At 72.4% G+C, this 16,546-nt stretch carries 17 protein-coding genes and 1 pseudogene; 8 read left to right on the top strand and 10 right to left on the bottom strand.

The window, feature by feature from the left end; genetic code table 11:
* The 4 genes from ACTWJ8_RS40840 to ACTWJ8_RS40825 all read right to left on the bottom strand — a co-directional run.
* Positions 1-422: alpha/beta hydrolase family protein (locus ACTWJ8_RS40840; protein ID WP_443265543.1), on the bottom strand; the 422-nt coding region annotated here is incomplete at its 3' end.
* Between the two features lie 190 nt (positions 423-612).
* A complete protein-coding gene (locus ACTWJ8_RS40835) occupies positions 613-795 on the bottom strand; it encodes a hypothetical protein (RefSeq protein ID WP_356382751.1) in 183 nt (60 codons plus the stop codon).
* A 751-nt stretch (positions 796-1,546) separates the two neighbouring features.
* Positions 1,547-2,152 carry a dihydrofolate reductase family protein gene (locus ACTWJ8_RS40830; RefSeq protein WP_443265542.1) on the bottom strand — a complete coding sequence of 202 codons (606 nt, stop codon included), beginning with the start codon at positions 2,150-2,152 and terminating at the stop codon, positions 1,547-1,549.
* A 216-nt stretch (positions 2,153-2,368) separates the two neighbouring features.
* Complete coding sequence (locus tag ACTWJ8_RS40825) at positions 2,369-3,478, bottom strand: barstar family protein (protein ID WP_443265545.1); 1,110 nt, start codon at positions 3,476-3,478, stop codon at positions 2,369-2,371.
* Between the two features lie 398 nt (positions 3,479-3,876).
* Here ACTWJ8_RS40825 and ACTWJ8_RS40820 point away from each other — a divergent pair, with 398 nt between their 5' ends.
* From ACTWJ8_RS40820 to ACTWJ8_RS40805, 4 genes and pseudogenes are all read left to right on the top strand, one after another.
* On the top strand, positions 3,877-4,749 hold the full coding sequence (locus ACTWJ8_RS40820) for a hypothetical protein (protein ID WP_443265540.1): 873 nt from the start codon (positions 3,877-3,879) through the stop codon (positions 4,747-4,749).
* Between the two features lie 204 nt (positions 4,750-4,953).
* Positions 4,954-5,401: pseudogene (locus ACTWJ8_RS40815) on the top strand (pyridoxamine 5'-phosphate oxidase family protein).
* 316 nt (positions 5,402-5,717) lie between these two features.
* Positions 5,718-6,707 (top strand): LLM class flavin-dependent oxidoreductase, encoded by a 990-nt coding sequence (locus ACTWJ8_RS40810; RefSeq protein ID WP_443265539.1) that lies wholly within the window; start codon positions 5,718-5,720, stop codon positions 6,705-6,707.
* Between the two features lie 280 nt (positions 6,708-6,987).
* Positions 6,988-7,446: a hypothetical protein gene (locus ACTWJ8_RS40805; protein WP_443265537.1), complete on the top strand. Its 459-nt coding sequence runs from the start codon at positions 6,988-6,990 to the stop codon at positions 7,444-7,446.
* 128 nt (positions 7,447-7,574) lie between these two features.
* Here the strand turns inward: ACTWJ8_RS40805 and ACTWJ8_RS40800 are convergent, their stop codons facing one another.
* Positions 7,575-8,450 (bottom strand): helix-turn-helix transcriptional regulator, encoded by an 876-nt coding sequence (locus ACTWJ8_RS40800; RefSeq protein WP_443265536.1) that lies wholly within the window; start codon positions 8,448-8,450, stop codon positions 7,575-7,577.
* 268 nt (positions 8,451-8,718) lie between these two features.
* Between ACTWJ8_RS40800 and ACTWJ8_RS40795 the strand changes: the two genes are divergently transcribed.
* Together ACTWJ8_RS40795 and ACTWJ8_RS40790 are read left to right on the top strand one after the other, a co-directional pair.
* A complete protein-coding gene (locus ACTWJ8_RS40795; RefSeq protein ID WP_443265534.1) occupies positions 8,719-9,477 on the top strand; it encodes an SDR family NAD(P)-dependent oxidoreductase in 759 nt (252 codons plus the stop codon).
* Positions 9,478-9,657: 180 nt separating this feature from the next.
* Positions 9,658-10,452, top strand: a complete 795-nt coding sequence (locus tag ACTWJ8_RS40790; protein WP_443265532.1) for an SDR family NAD(P)-dependent oxidoreductase — start codon at positions 9,658-9,660, stop codon at positions 10,450-10,452.
* A 157-nt stretch (positions 10,453-10,609) separates the two neighbouring features.
* On the opposite strand, the gene ACTWJ8_RS40785 is transcribed toward ACTWJ8_RS40790, so the two are convergent.
* On the bottom strand, positions 10,610-11,401 hold the full coding sequence (locus ACTWJ8_RS40785) for an SDR family NAD(P)-dependent oxidoreductase (protein ID WP_443265530.1): 792 nt from the start codon (positions 11,399-11,401) through the stop codon (positions 10,610-10,612).
* A gap of 120 nt (positions 11,402-11,521) precedes the next feature.
* On the opposite strand from ACTWJ8_RS40785, the gene ACTWJ8_RS40780 reads away from it, so the two are divergent.
* Positions 11,522-12,004: a MarR family winged helix-turn-helix transcriptional regulator gene (locus ACTWJ8_RS40780; protein ID WP_443265528.1), complete on the top strand. Its 483-nt coding sequence runs from the start codon at positions 11,522-11,524 to the stop codon at positions 12,002-12,004.
* Positions 12,005-12,824: 820 nt separating this feature from the next.
* Here the strand turns inward: ACTWJ8_RS40780 and ACTWJ8_RS40775 are convergent.
* The 4 genes from ACTWJ8_RS40775 to ACTWJ8_RS40760 all read right to left on the bottom strand — a co-directional run bounded on the left by ACTWJ8_RS40775 (position 12,825) and on the right by ACTWJ8_RS40760 (position 16,126).
* Entirely contained in the window at positions 12,825-13,586 is a 762-nt protein-coding gene (locus ACTWJ8_RS40775; protein WP_443265526.1) for a class I SAM-dependent methyltransferase, read from the bottom strand.
* A 374-nt stretch (positions 13,587-13,960) separates the two neighbouring features.
* On the bottom strand, positions 13,961-14,569 hold the full coding sequence (locus ACTWJ8_RS40770; protein WP_443265524.1) for a DUF4822 domain-containing protein: 609 nt from the start codon (positions 14,567-14,569) through the stop codon (positions 13,961-13,963).
* A 256-nt stretch (positions 14,570-14,825) separates the two neighbouring features.
* Complete coding sequence (locus ACTWJ8_RS40765; RefSeq protein ID WP_443265522.1) at positions 14,826-15,704, bottom strand: NmrA family NAD(P)-binding protein; 879 nt, start codon at positions 15,702-15,704, stop codon at positions 14,826-14,828.
* Entirely contained in the window at positions 15,701-16,126 is a 426-nt protein-coding gene (locus tag ACTWJ8_RS40760; protein ID WP_356382786.1) for a nuclear transport factor 2 family protein, read from the bottom strand. The genes ACTWJ8_RS40765 and ACTWJ8_RS40760 overlap by 4 nt, the downstream gene beginning before the upstream one ends.
* 101 nt (positions 16,127-16,227) lie before the next feature.
* Between ACTWJ8_RS40760 and ACTWJ8_RS40755 the strand changes: the two genes are divergently transcribed.
* Positions 16,228-16,546: TetR family transcriptional regulator (locus ACTWJ8_RS40755; protein WP_443265520.1), on the top strand; the 319-nt coding region annotated here is incomplete at its 3' end.

The raw sequence follows: 16,546 nt of genomic DNA, 5'->3' as shown, positions 1-16,546 counted from the left end.
TGCCGTTCGACGTGGCTGGGGTCGACGGGTGCGGCGATGGTGGCCAGTGCCCGCAGTCCGGGGATCTCGTCGGCGGCGGCGATGGCGGCGGCCCCGCCCCAGGAGTGGCCCACCAGCAGGTCGACGGGGGTGCCGCGTTCGGCCATGAAGGCCGCGGCGCGGAGGGTGTCTTGGACCTTGACGGTGAAGGAGCCGTCGCCCCAGTCGCCGTCGGAGTCGCCGATGCCGAGGTTGTCGAAGCGCAGGGTGCCGATGCCTTCGCGGGCCAGTTGTTTGCTGACGCGGGAGGCGGCGGGGGAGTCCTTGCCGAGGGTGAAGCCGTGAGCGAAGAGCGCCCAGCCGCGGACCTCGCCGTCGGGCAGGTCGATGACGCCGGCCAGTTCGGGGCCGACGATGCTGGGGAATCTCACTTTTTCTCTCATGCGCGAATGCTCACCTAGGCAGAACTGATCAGACGGACAGGCGTGGGCGGCACGGGGTGGTGCCGTCTGCGGCCGACGAGCAGCATGCCATGTACGGATCACCGCTACATGCCGGGCCCCGCTCGGGACCCGGCAACCATCCGTGCCGGACCGGCCCGTGAGCGCTCCCCGGCCGGACCACCTCGCGGTGTCACCTGGCGAGCGGTACGCCTCCGCCGAGCAGGGTGTTCACGATCTGTGTGGCGGCGTCCAGGCCGGCCTGTTCGCGGGGGGTGAGGTGCTGGGGGTCGTCGTCGGCTGCGGCCATGCCGGTGGAGCCGGCGACGACGCCGGCTGCCAGCACGATGGACGCGCACAGGGTGCGGATACGCATGAGGGTTCTCCTGTCTCTGCCCGCTTCCCGCCCCCTGGAGCCCGGGGCCCGGTGGCACGGCTGGGCGGGGCGGGGCGGGGGCGGGCTTGTCGCAGATCGGCGGTTGGGCACAGTCATTGAAGCCGCCCCGTCCTGGCCGCCGCGTAACGACACGGACGGGGCGCTTGGAGACCCCCCGTCCGGCGGGGGAGCGCGGTCCGGATGCGGTCGAGGTCCCGCCTGCCGGAAGGAAACGGGTGGGGGGAGCCTCTGCGCCGGACGCGTTGTGCAGGACCACGTGTGACGGCGCCAGGCGTGGGGTCTGATCGAGTGGCGGGGTGCGTCGTGTGGAGTGAAGTCTCCTGGGCGGCACGAGTGTTCCCTCGACCGGGCATCGAGAGAAGAAGAGCGCCGGTGGACGGCCTCGTCCTTTGCTGCGGCAGCCTCCCAGACGTCCTGTGAAGGCCGACGTGACAGGACGACGCCCTGGTGCCGTTGCCGGTCATGAAGACGAGGACGGTGACGAAGCCCCCAGCGCAGGGAGTGGGGTCCGGCCGGCGTGATGGAGCTGCTCGGGTGCCCTGTGTCACGGGTGCGGCGGGGGAGGTCCGCGGCGGCGGGTGAACGGACCGCACCGGGGTGCGGTCGGGCACGATCCGCCAGCCGCGCGCCTCGCCTCGCCTCTCCGCGTCCAGGTGGGCGACAGGCATCGGTAGCGCGTACCCGAGGCTGTCGGATACGTGCTACCAGGCGCCTGCCGCCGGGGCGGAGGTCACGCGGGGGCGCCGAGTGGGGGGTGTTCGAGGATGCGGGGCCGGTACTCGACGAGTTGGAGGCCGCCGTCGAAGGTGCGGTGGTCGGTCATTTCCAGGGCGATGTCGGGGTAGCCGTCGTAGATGCGTTCTTCCCCCGTTTTTCCGGTGATGACGGGGAACATGACGACGCGGAAGCGGTCGACGAGCCCGGCCCGCAGCAGGGAGCGGGACAGGGCGAGGCTGCCGATGGTGCTGAGCAGCCCCGTACCGTTCGCTTTCATGCCGCGGATTGTTTCGACGGCGTCGTCGCGCACGAGCGTGGAGTTGGCCCACTTCAGCGGTTCTTCGAGGGAGGTGGAGAACACCACTTTGGTGGCCTGGGTGAGTTCGTCGACGGAGGCCTCTTCCTCGGGCCTGAATTCGTCCTGGCCGTCGGGGACCTGGCCGGCGGCGAAGCCCGACATCAGCCGGTAGGTGTTGGCTCCCATCAGGTAGGTGGCCTGGGGCTGCTCGCCGAGCCAGGCGAGGTACTCCGGGCTCTCGAGGCCCCAGAATCCGGGCCAGCCCGCTCCTGATGCGTAGCCGTCGAGGGAGGTGATGAAGTCGACGAGGAGTTCGGGCATGGCGGTGGTCCTTCCTGAGGGGTCACCAGTGTGGACCGCCCGCGGGCCGTGAACTCATCGGCCGCGCCGTGGCGCGGGCACGACGCCGCGGACGCAACGGCACACCTGCCCCGGGGCGGGACGGCCGCGCAGAAACGGGCGCCGGGTGCTCCGGCTGTCACGGTTCACTGCCCGGAGGGCCTGCGCGGAGCACGCGGGGGCTCGGTGGTGGGCGGGTCAGGCCAGGGTGATGTCGAGTCCGCCTTCGGTGAGGGTTTCCACGACGGCGGTGAACAGGTCGTGGGGCCGGCCGTCGGGGGTCAGGGCGTCGGACAGGTGTGTGCGTGCGGTCGCGGCGTCGTGCCAGTGCAGGGTGGCGGGGGCGGTGTGGCCGAAGGTGCCGCGCAGGCAGTCGTCGAGGGCGGCGAGGCAGCCGCCGAAGTAGCCGCCGGGGCCGTTGACCGCCTCGCCGAGCGCCAGGTGGAGGCCGGGTTCGTCGGTGATGTACCGGCCGTCGAGTACGTAGGCGTGCCCGTCCGGACGGTCGTGGCGGGGCTGTCGGCCGGCCCGTTCGCGGGCCAGGGTGTGCCAGGTGCCGCGGCGGCGGGTGTCGAGGCCGGCCCAGGCGTTGACGGCGGCCGGCGGCCCGGCGAACCACTGTTCCCAGACGGTGCGGGCGTGTTCGGGGATTGGTGTGAAGCAGCCCCCGTCGAGCTCGAGATCGATCAGGCCGTTGCGGCGGGAGGACGGGCGCCAGGTGCGGATCGTGGTCGGCCACCGCTGCTCGGTGACCGGCTCGCCGCGGACGTCCCGTATCTCCAGCGCGGCCTCCTCCAGGTTCCGGGCCCGCCGGGTGCCCTTCGCCAGCACCGCCGTGAGCCGCTCACTCGGTGCGAGAGCGCGCAGGACCAGGGGCGCGGGCTGGTGTGCGGGCGGCAGGATGCGGGTGAACTCCCGGCAGGAGCCCAGCCAGTGCCGCCCGTCGTGCACGCGCACCCGCCCCCGGTACCCCTCGGGCGGGCCCTCGTAGTCGTCCAGCCCGGTGAGCACCCAGCTGCCTGCCCCGGCGGGGGAGGGCCGCCCGATACTCTCCGCGTCCTCCAGCAGCCAGGCGTCGAACGCCGCCTCCTCCGCAACCAGCCACACCCGGCTGCCGACCCAGCCGGCCCAGCCGATCCCACCCGGCCCCACGGGTTCCCAGCCGAACAGTTCGTACGTCCCACGCCGGGGTTGCCCGAACAGTCCCTCCACCGCGGCGCAGACGCCCCACACGTGGCCGTTGACGGGGTCGGTCAGCGCGTACGAGGCGCGCCCGCGCGCCGGTTCGTCCTCCTGCACGGCGCACATCCTGCCTCGGCCCGGTGGCATGTCCCGCCCTGGTGCGGACGATGAGACCGGATTGTTCACCGCCGGGTCCGGCAGCGCTCACGCGGGGCGCGGCACGTCTGGGCCCGCGGGCCGTCCGGTCGGCCGACGGGTGCCGCCCGGCTCCATGCACCCGCCGGAGCCTGTCAGTTGGCCCGCAACGCGCCCCGTGCCTGTGCTCGCGCCCGACCGTCGGCGTTCGGCCGGACACGGGCCCGTGACCGCGCCGGACCGCCGACGGCATCCCGCATGACCGGCCCACCGCACCCCGTCCGGGACCGGCCCACAGCACCCCGTCCGGAACCGCCCCGGCGCCCCGCCCGTGACCGGCCCCGGCATCCCGCCCCCAACCGCCCCGGCGTCCCGTACGGTCGGGCCCCATGGTGACCACATCGGGCGGCCCGCGCAGTCTGGGCGTCCCCGCCCGCGGGGCGCGGCTGCGTTTCGACGCGCAGGGGCAGGAGAGCGGCGGCCAGGGGCAGGAGAGCGGCGGCGGTCCCGGGCGCCGCCGTCTGCTGCTGGTCGACGGCCGGCCGGCGTTCGAGCTCAGCTTCTTCTGCGGAACCTGCCCGTTGCTGTTCCGCCGCCTGGAGGGCGCGCGGGAGAAACTCTCCCTGGACAGCGTCCGGGAACGGCTCACCGGCCCGCTGAACGACCCGGACGACGGCCACGTGATCGAAGTGATGGAAGCGTTCGGCGCGCTGCTGCCGCAGGGCCCGTATCTGCCGCTGCTGCTGACCGTGGAGCCCCGGCTGATCTTCCCCGGAAGAAACGGCGACTACTTCAGCGGTGAACAGGTCGCGACGTGGGGGACGGACCCGTTCTGGGGCCTGCCGCAGTATCCGCACACCCCGTACTACCGGACCTTCGAGACCGCCGTCGACGCGGGCGCGCATCTCTACGAGTTCGTCGTCCCCATGGTTCCCCCGACGTGGAACGAGCGGGAACGCGTCGCGCAGTACGTCACGCTCATGGAACGGGGCACCCTCCCCACGGCGGTGGCGGCCTCCACGCTGGACGTGTGCGAGCCCGCCACCGGGGAGACGGCCGACCCGTACGGGCACTGGGGCCTGACCCATTTCCTCCTGGACGGCCACCACAAACTGGAGGCGGCCGCCCAATCAGGCCGCCCGGTGCGGCTTTTGTCGCTGCTGACCCTGACCGAAAGCCTCGCCACGGCACAGCAGGCCGCCCGGCTGCCCGGCCTGCGCGCCCGCCCCCGCGCGCCGCGAGCGGCGGCGGCCGGCTCCTGAAGCACCGACCGGCCACCGACGCCGACGGCCGGCCCCGGCCCCAGACCGCCGCCCGGCGGACGCCCCTGACCGCCGGGGCGCGGGGCTTCGTACGTGCCCGGGCTTCCGGAGGTTCGGGTGTCGGGGTGTTCGGTGCGGCTGGTGCTTTGGTCGTAGGCCGCAGGCCGGTGGTGAAGCGGCCGGTGGCAGCGCAAGACTGGTGACATGGATTCCTCTTCCCGCCCCGGTGTGGATGTGGACGCCTTCCTGCAGCAGCCGCTGACCGCGCGGATCGCGACGAGCGGCCCCACGGTGCGTCCGGTGCGGTTCCTGTGGGAGGAGGGGGCTTTTTGGATCTTGACGGGGCCGTGGGCCCGGCTGTTCGGCCGGGTGAAGCAGGATCCGTCCGTGGCCCTGGTGGTGGACGAGTGCGATCTGGCGACGGGCCGTGTCCGGCAGGTGATCACGCGGGGGCCGGCCGAGCTGGTGCCCTTCGACGTGCCGCGGGGGCGCCGCAAGCCGGCCTCGCTACCTGGGCGTGGACGAGGCGTTGTGGGACGAGCGTTTCGTGCGCTACCTGCACGATGATCCGGGCGAACGGGGCACGATGTGGCTGCGCTTGGTGCCGGCCTCACTCACCGCGACCGACCTGAGCTACGCCGTGGCGCCGTGACGGTGCGCCTGGCGGGCGGCACTGCTGCTTCCGCGCCCTGGTCGGCTGTGCGGCGTGCCGGGGCGGTGTCTGCTCGGCTCTGCCGACCGTGATCGCCGAGCATCGCCGAGGGGCGTGTTCCGGCCCGCCGTTGTTGTTCCCGGAAGGCGCGGTGGCTTCTTCGTGCAGCACCTGAGATGACGGGGCGGGGCCAGGCCCTTGCGTATGCACGGCTGGTAGGGCACGGTCCCTGGGCGTCCGGGCGGGCCGTGCGTGTTCAGAGCCTGCCAAGAGCCGGGGCGGACGGGGGAGAACCGCCCGCGTTCGAAGGAGACGTATGCCGGAAACCCGCGCACCATCCGCCCGCGGCCGGGTCGGTGTCCTGCTGCCCCTCGACCTGCCCGCCCGTGACCTGCTGTCCTATGCCCGGCGGGCCGAGGTGCTCGGCTTCGACCAGCTGTGGGTGGTGGAGGACCTCGGCCGGCGGGGCGGCATCGCGCAGGCCGCCACCGTCCTGGCCGGCACCGAGCACATCACCGTCGGCATCGGCATCCTGCCCGCCGGCGCCCGCAACGTGTGCTTCGCCGCGATGGAGTTGGCCACCCTCGCCCAGCTCCATCCCGGCCGTCTCATCGCCGGCATCGGCCACGGCATGCCCGACTGGATGCGCCGGGCCGGGGCCTGGCCCGCCAGCCCCCTGACCCTGCTCACGGAATACACGCTCGCGCTGCGCCGGCTCCTGCGGGGCGAGCCCGGCCCCGAAAACGGCCGCTACGTGCGCTGCGAAGGCGTCACCCTCGCCGACGTCCCCGACATCGAGGCCGTTCCGCCCATCGTCCTGGGCGTCCGCGGTCCCCGCTCACAGCAGGCCGCACGCGAGATCGCCGACGGCCTCCTCCTGGCCGAACCCGCCACCCCCGCATACATCACTGCCTCTGTCCGCCACCTCGGCGCGAAGGCCTCCACCGGCGCACTGGAGGTCATCACCTACGATGCCGCGGCCGTCGACGCCGACGAGGACACCGCCCTCGCCCGCGTCCGTGCCGGACTGGAAGCGGTCGGCGAGCCGGCCTGGGCGGCCCACATCGACCCGCTGCCCTTCGCCGCCGAGCTGCGCGCGCATCGTGCGGCCGGCTCCCATGGCGGGGAGTTCGCGCGGACCCTGCCCGCCGCCTGGGTGCGTGAACTGAGTATCGCCGGTACGCCCGAGCAGGCCCGCGCAGCAATCGCCGCACGTCACGCGGCCGGTGCGACCGGTGTGGTCCTTGCCCCTGTCGGGCCCGGCACGGTTGCCTGCTTGGACTCCCTTGCCCTGGCCCTTGGCTGATGTCTTCCGGGTGCGTGCGACGTGAGGCCTGTTCCAGGGCGGGCGGCCATACGGGACGTGCCCCGAGGCGGGGGTCTGCCGCGGACTGCGGTGAGTCCTCTCTCACCCGGCCCGGGAATCTGTGTGGCCGTTCGCCCGGCAGCATCCGCGGAAGCCCGGGGCCGACCCGTACTGCTGGTGGCGCCGGCGTCGACCGTGCGCCCCGGGCAGACAACCCGGGCACGTAACCCGTCGGGCCGGGGCGGCCGTTGTTCGAGTGCGCGCCAGTAGGGTCGCGGACGTGCCCGGTGTGTGGATCGGCTTCAACTCTCGTGATCGACAGCGGTACTGGTGGAGGGTCGGCATCCTGACGCCGGTGCTCGTCGGCGTGATGGTGGCGGTGCGCCTGAGCGCGCATGAACCGGGCGCATGGTGGTGGGCCGGTGGCTTGGGGATCTTCTCCGTGGCCGTGGTGTCGAGCACGATCGACACGATCTACGGTCATGCCCTCCTGACCGCGACAGGGTTGGAGTGCCGCACCTTCGTCCGCGGGCGAGTGGTTCCCTGGGGCGAGGTCGCGCGCATCGAAGAACGGCAGCGGGTTTCACGGAGCGGAACGTGGTCGGACCTTCGTGTCGTCAGGGTCCGTGGGCGCGCGCTCACGGTCCCGGGGACCCTCACGCCGCGCGTGAGGGATGCGGAACTCGAGCGGAAGCGGGCTGTCATCCAGGAGTTCTGGTCCCGGTCGATCGGCGGCTGAGGGGGGGCTCCCTTGCTGCGAAGGCCACTGCTGTTGCGAGGGGGAGAGGCGGAGGGCGGAGGTGGAAGGCGGTGGCCTCCTCGGCCGGGTCGCCCCTGGACCGTGCGGGAGTTGGAGACGGCCGGGTCCTAGGGCCGGCGTGATCGGTGTTCGGTCGGCTGATCAGCGGTGGGGGTGGTTCGGTGTTGGGTGGCGTGGAGGGAGCCGAGGAGGTGGAGGGCCTGGGCGCTGGGGCTGCCTGGTTCGGCGTGGTAGATGACGAGTTGCTGGCCGGGGGCGTCGCGGACGTCGAAGGCCTGGTAGGTGAGGGTGAGGGGGCCGACGTCGGGGTGGTGGAGGTGTTTGGCGTCGCGGGTCTTGCCGCGCACGGTGTGGGTGTTCCACAGGCGGGTGAAGTCGGTGCTGTGTTCGGTGAGGGTGGTTACGAGGTCTTGCAGGTGTGGGTTGTCCGGGTCGGATCCGGTGGCTTGGCGGAGGTTGGCGACGGTGGCCTGGGCCGCCCGGTCCCAGTCGGTGTAGAAGGTGCGGCCCGCGGCGTCGAGGAAGGTCATGCGGGCCAGGTTGTCCGCTGGGGTGAACGGGGCGTAGAGGGCGTCGGCCAGGGCGTTGACGGCGAGGAGGTCCAGGGCCTGGTTCATGACGAACGCCGGCGTGTTCGGGTAGCCGTCCATCAGCTGCCGCAGCGCAGGGCTGACGTGTTCGGTGGCGTGGGCGCGGGGCCGGTCGTTCGGTGGGGCCCCGGCCAGCCGGTGCAGGTGGGCGCGTGCGTCGGCGTCGAGGCGCAGCGCGCGGGCGAGGGCGTCGAGCACCTGGGGTGAGGGGGTGCGTTCGCGGCCTTGTTCCAGGCGGGCGTAGTAGTCGGCGTTCATTCCGGCCAGGACGGCGACCTCCTCGCGGCGCAGTCCGGCGACTCTGCGGGTGCCGTGGCTGGTCATGCCGACGTCCCTTGGTTGCAGGCCGGCGCGGGATGCGCGCAGGAAGTCTCCCAGGTGGTTGTCGTGCATGCCTGCAGGCTAGGCGGCGGCTCGGCTGCCTGCCTGGGTGTGCTGCACCCAGGCAGCACGCGTCCTGGTTGCGGGGCGTTGGCCTGCGCAGACTCGGCGGGGCGGGAGGAAGCGCACCGCAGCCCGGGGGCGCGGCCGTCCGGGCTGCGGGAGGCGCATCCGCCCGCCGGACGACAAGGCCCCCGATACGGCTGGCCGGCCGGCAGATCAGCCAGTGAGCAGGCCGGGCGGCCGGTCGGCAGCAGCGAGAAGTGAGGACCACGACCACATGACAGGACGACGACTCGAGGGGAAGGTCGCGCTGATCACGGGCGCGACCGGTGGCCTCGGTACAGCGACCGCCGAGCTCTTCGCCCGCGAGGGCGCCCGGCTGGTGCTCACCGACGTCGCCGAGGGGGCTCTGCGGGAGCTGGCCGACCGGATCGGGGCGCGCGGCGCGGACGTCGTGGCCGCCCGCCTCGATGTCTCCTCGGCGCGGGAGTGGGACGACGTGATCGCCGTCGTACGCGACCGGTTCGGATCGCTGGACGTGCTCGTGAACCTTGCCGGCATCGTCGACTGGCCGGGCATCGAGGACACCCGGGAACACGAGTGGGACCGTGTCATCGACGTGAACCAGAAGGGCACCTGGCTGGGCATGCGGGCGGCGATGCCGCTCCTGCGGGCGAGCGGGGAGGCGTCGGTGATCAACACGTCGTCCGTGCTCGGCCTGGTGGGAAGCGGCGCGGCCGCGGCCTACCAGGCGTCCAAGGGGGCCGTGCGCCTGCTGAGCAAGACCGCCGCGGTCGAGTACGCCCGGCAGGGAGTACGGGTCAACTCCCTGCACCCCGGGGTGATCGCCACCCCCATGATCCAGGACCTTCTGGACGAGCAGGGCGACCAGCAGCCGGACATCCGGCGCACCCCCATGCGCCGGGCCGGCCGCGCCGAGGAGATCGCCCCCGCGATCCTCTTCCTGGCCTGCGGCGAGTCCTCGTTCATCACCGGCGCGGAACTGGTGGTCGACGGCGGGCTCACCGCGCACTGAACACCCCGGCCGTCTGCGGCGCCCACGCGGGCGGGCCGCGAACTGCGCCGCCGCCGCGGCCCGCCCGGACCACCCCCCGCTCAGCACACCGCACCCCGCGCCCACCACGCCACTGCTCAGCGCTCCAGGCGCCCTGCACCGGCGCCTGCACACCCACCCGCCGTCTCCCGGGAGGCCGCCATGACACCTGCCACCGCATCCCCCGCACCGTCCCCGTCCGCCGCATCGCCCGAATCCGCCGAGTTCGCCGGGAAGACCGCCCTGGTCACCGGAGCCGCGCGCGGGGTGGGCCGGCAGACCGTGGCGCTGCTCCACGCCCGCGGGGCCCGGATCGTCGCCCTCGACCTGCGCCGGGACGTCACGCACCTGACGCAGGAGTTTCCCGGCGTCGTCGCGATGAGCGGTGACATCACCCGGGAGGAGACCGCCCGCCGCGCGGTGGCAACCACCCTGGACGCCTTCGGCGGACTGGACATCCTCGTCAACAACGCCGGGCGCACCCAGAACAAACCCCTGACCGAAACCACGGCCCAGGACTGGGACACCGTGATGGCGGTCAACGCCCGCGGCTCCTTCTTCTGCGCCCGCGAGGCGTTCCGGGCCATGCAGGACCGCGGCGGCGGCGCCATCGTCAGCACCGGCTCGTACGCCGCCACCGTCGCCCTGCCCGAAGGCGTCGCCTACAGCGCGTCGAAGGGCGCCCTGGCCCAGCTGACCAAGGTGCTCGCCGTCGAGGGCGGCCCGCTGGGCATCCGCGCCAACCTCGTGGCCGCGGGCGTCATCGAAACGGACTTCCTCGACACGATCCGCCCCGACAGCCGCGCCTACCTGGCGTCCTTCGCCGCCGCGCAGCCCCTGGGGCGGGTGGCGCAGCCCGAGGAGATCGCCGAGGTCCTGTGCTTCCTCGTCTCGCCCCGCTCCAGCTTCGTCACGGGAGCCGTGGTCGCCGCCGACGGCGGATTCACCGCCCTCTAGCGGCGCGCCGGGCCGCCCCACGCACAGCACAGCCGCACCGAACTGCGACAACCCGCCCGCCACCAGGACCCCGCCCCGGCCGCGCGCCTCGTCGCGCCCGGCGCTCTCCTGGGCTGGACGTTCTGCACCGTCCGCAGCCCGCCCCCGCCTAGACCGTCTAGACGATGGTGGTCAGCACGCCTCCGTCGGCGCGGAGGGCGGCGCCGTTGGTGGCGGACGACAGCGGGCTGGCCAGGTAGAGGGCGAGCTGTGCGATCTCGGACGGTTCGATGAAACGCTGCAGGAGCGTGGTCTGGTTGGCGCCGATGATGGCGGCCTTCATCTCGTCGGGGGAGACGCCTCGGGCCTGGGCGAGGCCGGCGACGGTGTCCGCGACGCCGTCCGAGTAGGTGGGTCCGCCGAGGATCGTGTTGACGGTGACCTCGGTGCCGCGCGTGCGCTTGGCCAGCCCGTTGCCGAGAGCGAGCATGGCCGCCTTGGTCACCCCGTAGTGCACCATGTCGGCGGGGACGTTCACGCCCGATTCGCTGCTGATGAAGAGGATGCGCCCCCAGTTCCGCTCCAGCATGCCGGGCAGGACGTGGCGCGAGAGCCTCACGCCGCTCATGACGTTGACGTCGAAGTAGCGCTGCCATGCGTCGTCGCCGATGTCCTCGAAGCGGTCGAGGCCGAACAGGCCGACGTTGTTGACGAGGATGTCCACGCCGCCCAGCGATTCCAGCAGGCCCTGCACCTGGGCGGGATCGGTGAAGTCGGCGGCCAGCCCGCTCACTTCGGCGCCCGGGAGGTCGGCGCGCAGCCGCCGCACGGCGTCCTGGACGCCGGCCTCGCTGCGCCCGTTGATGACGACGGAGGCGCCCTCGCCGAGCAGGGCGCGCGCGACGGCGAAGCCGATGCCGTGGGTCGAACCGCTGACGAAGGCGGTCTTGTCTTCCAAGCGCAGGTCCATGGATCCACTCGTATCTCGTGAGGCCGCACCGTACCGACAGCCTTTTTTACTTTCCTGAGCAAGTGAAACTAAGGCAGGATCACTTTCCTGGTCAAGTCATAACGGGGTAGGCTGAGCCCCATGTCACGACTCAGCAGCGACGACCTCGAAACCTGGTCGGCCCTGGCCACCGTCCTGGAATGGCTGCCGGCCGCCCTCGACGCACAGCTGCAGCGGGACGCCGCACTGACCCACTTCGAATACGGCGTGATGTTCGCCCTCGCCCACGCCGACGACCGCACCCTGCGCATGAGCACCCTGGCCGGCTACTCCAACAGCACCCTGTCCCGCCTCTCGCGCGCGGTCGCCCGCCTCGAGACCAAGGACTGGATCCGCCGCACCCCCGACCCCACCGACGGCCGCTACACACTCGCCACCCTCACCGACACCGGCGAACAAAAAGTCGAACAGGCCACCCCCGGCCACGTCGCCACCGTCAACCGCCTCGTCCTCGACCCCCTGACCGCAGCCCAGACCCGCCAGCTGCGCGACATCAGCCGCCGCATCACCACGGCCATCCGCGCCGAGGACGGCTGGACACCGCCTTCGAAGACCACCGGGTGAGCGGATCGTCATCGGGGTCGGCGGGCCGGAGTGTTCCGGAAGCGCAGCCCGGCGAATCCGCAGAGACTCGTACAGGGCGGAGGGCTGCTCCCGCTTCCGGTTCACCGGTGTCCGGGCTCTCTGGCTCCTTCCGGCCGTGTTCGTTCTGATCGCGTGAGTCGTGAAGCTGGAGGCGCCGCCCTGGCCCGGATCGTGCCGAGCGAGCATGGCTGAGGAACTCGGTCCGCCCCGCACAATGCAGGAAATCGGGCACGTCCGCGTCGGGACGGGCGAGGCCGGGGACCTGCCCGCGCACCATCACGCGCCGGCCGCCGGTGCCGAGCAGCGGATGCACGACGCTCGGGGCGCTCGCCGTATGCGCAGTGTGGAGTCACCGGGCGCCCGAGGCGCGTCCGTCAGTGCATCCGGTGGTTGGGGCCCCACCGCGCCACTCGATCAGCGCGGAGTAGGCGACGCGAGTCTCGTCGAAGGACCGCAACCCGGCGCTCTGCAGGATCGTGGCCGCATCCTTCACGGACGTCGTCCGGCCGAGGACGGCGCCGTCGATACGAATGCACCGGCCGCTGTCCCCGCGGGTAGAGCACGATTGGCTGCGCAGAAGACATGCCGCCATGGTGTGGCCGGCGCTGTCTCCGTGCAGCCGGGCGTGGGCAGCGTAGGGACGTGCACGGTGCCGGTCGGAGCCCGGCGCAAGGGACCGGCGACCGGCCGGCTGGGGGGGCTTCAGCGGGCCGCTGAGCGTGAGAGAGGCCTACGTCCGGCGGCCGCTACGCCGCCCGACCGCCCTTTGCAGGTCTCAGGACTCAGGACGCTGGAGGGGTCACGGACGCGTGGCCACCAGCAGGTCAACCACGTAGGTCTCTTTCACCAACTCGTCGGGGAAGAGGTCGCGCAGTCGGCTGCGCTCCTCGGTGAGGAAGGCACGCCTGTCGTCCTCGGCAAGGACCAGAAACGCCGAGCGGCTGCTGATGTTGGCCAGGTGCGTGTCGAGGGAGACTCCACGGCTCCACCGCACCTGGCGGCGTGCGACGCGGAGCCCTGACAGGCCCGCGAGCCGGATGGCGTCGCTGTCGTCGGGACGCGCGCGGGAAGCCGGCTTCACGCCGCAGCGGTGGGCGATCCGCTGGTGCTGCTCTCGTATCCAGGGCACGTCGAAGGCGGTGGTGTTCCACCAGATCGCGAGCGCGCCGCTCGGCAGCAGGACCCGCAGTGCCTCCGGGACCGAGCGGGTGGTGTCGGTCCACTGCCAGGACTGTGCGTAGGTGATGAGCTCGTGGGAGGCGTCCGCGAGGGGCAGGGCGTGGCCGTCACCTCTGATGAGCGGCACATCCGGGAGCTCGGTGTGGAACTGGGCGGCCATGGCGGCGCCGGGCTCGACGCCGATCACGTGAGCTCCGCGCTCGTGCAGCAGTGCGGTGGCGATTCCGGTGCCCGCACCGATATCGGCGACCCGGGCACCGGCCAGGGGGCGGCTCGTGAGGTCTTCGATGCAGTCGAGGACCGCGGGCGGGTATGAAGGCCGGCTGGCCGCGTACTGGTCAGCGGCTGCGTTGAACGAGTGGGCGCGTGGGCTGGCGGTCATTTCCCCATCTTCGCCGCCTGCCCTGCTGCCCGGCCGCACTGGTGACTGTTTCCGGTCACAGCACGGGTAGAGGCCGAGGGGGGGGCAGCTCGAGGGCGTCGGCCCCTGCGGGGTCTCCCGGGCGCCCTCGGGCGAGAGGCAGCTGTCCGGGGCCGACGGCGTCGAGCGTGGCCCGCGGCCCCTGCGGGCAGGGGGCGGTGAGCAGATTGCGAAGCGACCGCGTTCCTGACGGTGATCGCTGGAAGGGCACATGGAAGGTGCCATGGTCCGGACACCGAGGGGACGCGTGGTTGTCCGTGGCGGCGCCCCCGGGACGGCCCTGGGCACGCGCGATGTCCTTCCAGGCGACAGCGGGCCGCTTCAGCAGGTCGCGGTCAGTGGGCGTTGCCGTTGTTGAAGTGGTACTCGCCGTTGCCGCCCTGGTTGCCGTTCGCGCCGGGGCCGCGGCCGTCGGTGCCGGGCTCGACGTGGTTGGTCTTGGTGTGCACGATGTCGTAGTACACGTCGGGGTCGTCGGCGTTCGGGACGACGCGGTAGGTGAACGTGTTCTTGTCGAGCTGGGTGATCGGAACGGTGCGCTCGAAGAGCACGTTGCCGTCCGCGTCCTGCGAGTTGATCCAGCGCTCGGAGCCGTCGGGGGAGACGGTCCAGTCGCCGTGCATCTTCGGGCTGTCGTCGAGGTTGTACATGGCGTACGTGCCGTCGGCGTCGAAGTAGGCCCAGCCCACGAAGTTCGCCACGGCCGGGTCGTCTAGGGCGACGCGGTGGCCGTCCTGGTCGACGGCGCCGGTGGTCTTCCAGGGGGTCGAGGCGAGCAGGTCGGAGGGAGTGGTCGTGGCCTTCGGCGCCGCGGATGCGGACGCCGGTGCCGGTGCGGCAGGTGTCTCGGCGGCCATGGCCGAGACGGGCACCAGGGCGGACACGGCGACCGCGATGGCGGAGGCGGTGAGTGCGGAACGGCGGGAGATACCAGTGATGTTCATGTCCTCGACGCTACGGGCGGCCCGGGGGAGGGCACGTCATCCGATCGGCTATCGATGGTGACCTGGATTGCCGAGCCGCGCGCCGACCGGGCGGCCGCGTCGCACGGATGCCCCGGCCTGGGGCAGCCTCGTCTCGGCCGCCCGGACCGTTCGACGGACGGCTCGGCACCGGCGGGTGGCCGGGCCCAGTGCAACCAGGACGGTGACGCCCGGCATGAGGCAATGGGGCAGTGCGCTTGCTGTGGTGTGTCCTGCCTCAGGGGGTGGCGCTCCGGTACCGGCCGGGTCGGGGGCTGCCCTGCAGTTCCTTCTCGGCGAGGGCCCGGAAGGGGCGCGGGGGCCGGCCGGTCAGGCGCTGGACGGTGTCGGTGATGCGGTCCTCCGCCCCGTCGGCGATGGCCCGGTCCATGCCGGCCAGCAGGGCGGCGAACTCCGCCGGCATCTGCGTGGCGAGCCGGTCGCGTACCTGCTCGTAGGACAGGCGATGGTGGACCACGGGCCGGCCGGTGATGTCCGTGATGATCGCGGCGATGTCGTCGTGGCTGAGCGCCTCGGGTCCGGTGAGGACGAGATCGGTGTTGGGGGCCTGTCCGTCGGTCAGGGCACGCACGGCGACGCCGGCGATGTCCTCGGCGTCGATGAAGCCGACCCGGCCGCCTTCGGTGGCGGTTCGGATGACGCCCTCGTCACGGATGCTGCGGGCATGGGTGTGGGCGCCGGTGAAGTTCTGCATGAACCAGGACGGCCGCAGCACCGCCCACTGTTCGAACAGGCGGGGCAGCGCCTGGTGCACCGCCCCCACCGCGGGGCCGCCCATCGCGATGGCCGAGGAGCTCAGCAGCACCGCGCGGCGCACACCCGCCTGGAGGGCCTGACGGAGGAACGGCAGCATGACCGCGGCGGGGTCGGGGTCGCCCAGGGGCGGGATGAGATAGACGCGGTCGGTGCCGGCGAGGGCGGCCGCGTGGGTGGCGGGCTCGTACCAGTCGAAGCGGACGGGCTCGCCGCCGGCGACCGGGGCGCCCCGGCGGCCGGCGGCCTTGACGCGGTGCCCGGCGGCCGCCAGCTGCGCGACGGTACGACTTCCGGTGGTGCCGGTGGCGCCGATGACCAGGGTGGTGCCGGTGGTGCTCATCGGTTGCTCCCGGTGAAGTCGGCGCCGGGCTGCTGCACGGTGAGCGGGTTCCAGTAGTCGCGGTAGGAGGTGAGGCGCCCGTCCCGGACGGTGACGACGGCGATGTAGGTCGCATCGAAGGGGGCGTTGGTCTCCACCAGGCGGCCGACGCCGCGCATCTCGACGACGATGGTCTCCGGATCGGTGGTCTGGTGGATCTGCAGGTCGGGGAAGTCGTGCAGGTCGATGTGGTCGGGGTAGCGGCGCATGTAGGCGGCGACGGCGTCCTTGCCCTCCAGGCGCCGGGGCCAGCCGGCGGGGGCGAAGGGGAACTCCATGAGGCCGTCCTCGGCCCACAGGGCCACCCACGCGGGAATGTCCTTGTCGAGCAGAAGCCGCAGGCTGTGGCGGTACAGATCCGCCGGGCAGGTCGGTGCGGACATGGGTGGCCCTCCAGTCGTAGAATACGGACCCTCGGTCCGATTCGACGATACGGACCACGGGTCCGCTTTGTAAAGAGGGAAAGAAAGAGGGAAGGAACGGCATGCCCGAACGCCAGTCGTCCCGCAAGGACGCCATCCGTAACCGGGAGGCCGTACTCACGGCCGCCGACGCCCTCTTCACCCGCCGCGAAAGCCCCGACGACGTCACCATGGCCGACGTCGCCGCCGCGGCCGGCGTCGGCAAGGGCACCCTCTTCCGAGCCTTCGGCGACCGCGCCGGACTCCTCCGCGCCCTGTACGAAGCACGCCTCGAACCACTCAGACAAGCCGTCGAAACCGGCCCACCACCCCTGGGCCCCACAACCCCACCCCGCGACCGCGTACCCGCCCTGCTGGACGCCCTCCTGCGCTTCAAACTCG

It is taken from the genome of Streptomyces sp. SDT5-1 (assembly GCF_052245995.1).
Classification (GTDB): Bacteria; Actinomycetota; Actinomycetes; order Streptomycetales; family Streptomycetaceae; genus Streptomyces.
This window is presented reverse-complemented; position numbering and strand designations above follow the sequence as displayed.

What these genes read in the sequence shown, in the direction of transcription:
- ACTWJ8_RS40770 (WP_443265524.1), bottom strand. Translation starts at nt 14,569, where the DNA reads ATGAACATCACTGGTATCTCCCGCCGTTCCGCACTCACCGCCTCCGCC.
- ACTWJ8_RS40790 (WP_443265532.1), top strand. Translation starts at nt 9,658, where the DNA reads ATGACACCTGCCACCGCATCCCCCGCACCGTCCCCGTCCGCCGCATCG.
- ACTWJ8_RS40780 (WP_443265528.1), top strand. Translation starts at nt 11,522, where the DNA reads ATGTCACGACTCAGCAGCGACGACCTCGAAACCTGGTCGGCCCTGGCC.
- ACTWJ8_RS40785 (WP_443265530.1), bottom strand. Translation starts at nt 11,401, where the DNA reads ATGGACCTGCGCTTGGAAGACAAGACCGCCTTCGTCAGCGGTTCGACC.
- ACTWJ8_RS40795 (WP_443265534.1), top strand. Translation starts at nt 8,719, where the DNA reads ATGACAGGACGACGACTCGAGGGGAAGGTCGCGCTGATCACGGGCGCG.
- ACTWJ8_RS40820 (WP_443265540.1), top strand. Translation starts at nt 3,877, where the DNA reads ATGGTGACCACATCGGGCGGCCCGCGCAGTCTGGGCGTCCCCGCCCGC.
- ACTWJ8_RS40835 (WP_356382751.1), bottom strand. Translation starts at nt 795, where the DNA reads ATGCGTATCCGCACCCTGTGCGCGTCCATCGTGCTGGCAGCCGGCGTC.
- ACTWJ8_RS40775 (WP_443265526.1), bottom strand. Translation starts at nt 13,586, where the DNA reads ATGACCGCCAGCCCACGCGCCCACTCGTTCAACGCAGCCGCTGACCAG.
- ACTWJ8_RS40810 (WP_443265539.1), top strand. Translation starts at nt 5,718, where the DNA reads ATGCCGGAAACCCGCGCACCATCCGCCCGCGGCCGGGTCGGTGTCCTG.
- ACTWJ8_RS40830 (WP_443265542.1), bottom strand. Translation starts at nt 2,152, where the DNA reads ATGCCCGAACTCCTCGTCGACTTCATCACCTCCCTCGACGGCTACGCA.
- ACTWJ8_RS40800 (WP_443265536.1), bottom strand. Translation starts at nt 8,450, where the DNA reads ATGCACGACAACCACCTGGGAGACTTCCTGCGCGCATCCCGCGCCGGC.
- ACTWJ8_RS40825 (WP_443265545.1), bottom strand. Translation starts at nt 3,478, where the DNA reads ATGTGCGCCGTGCAGGAGGACGAACCGGCGCGCGGGCGCGCCTCGTAC.
- ACTWJ8_RS40765 (WP_443265522.1), bottom strand. Translation starts at nt 15,704, where the DNA reads ATGAGCACCACCGGCACCACCCTGGTCATCGGCGCCACCGGCACCACC.
- ACTWJ8_RS40760 (WP_356382786.1), bottom strand. Translation starts at nt 16,126, where the DNA reads ATGTCCGCACCGACCTGCCCGGCGGATCTGTACCGCCACAGCCTGCGG.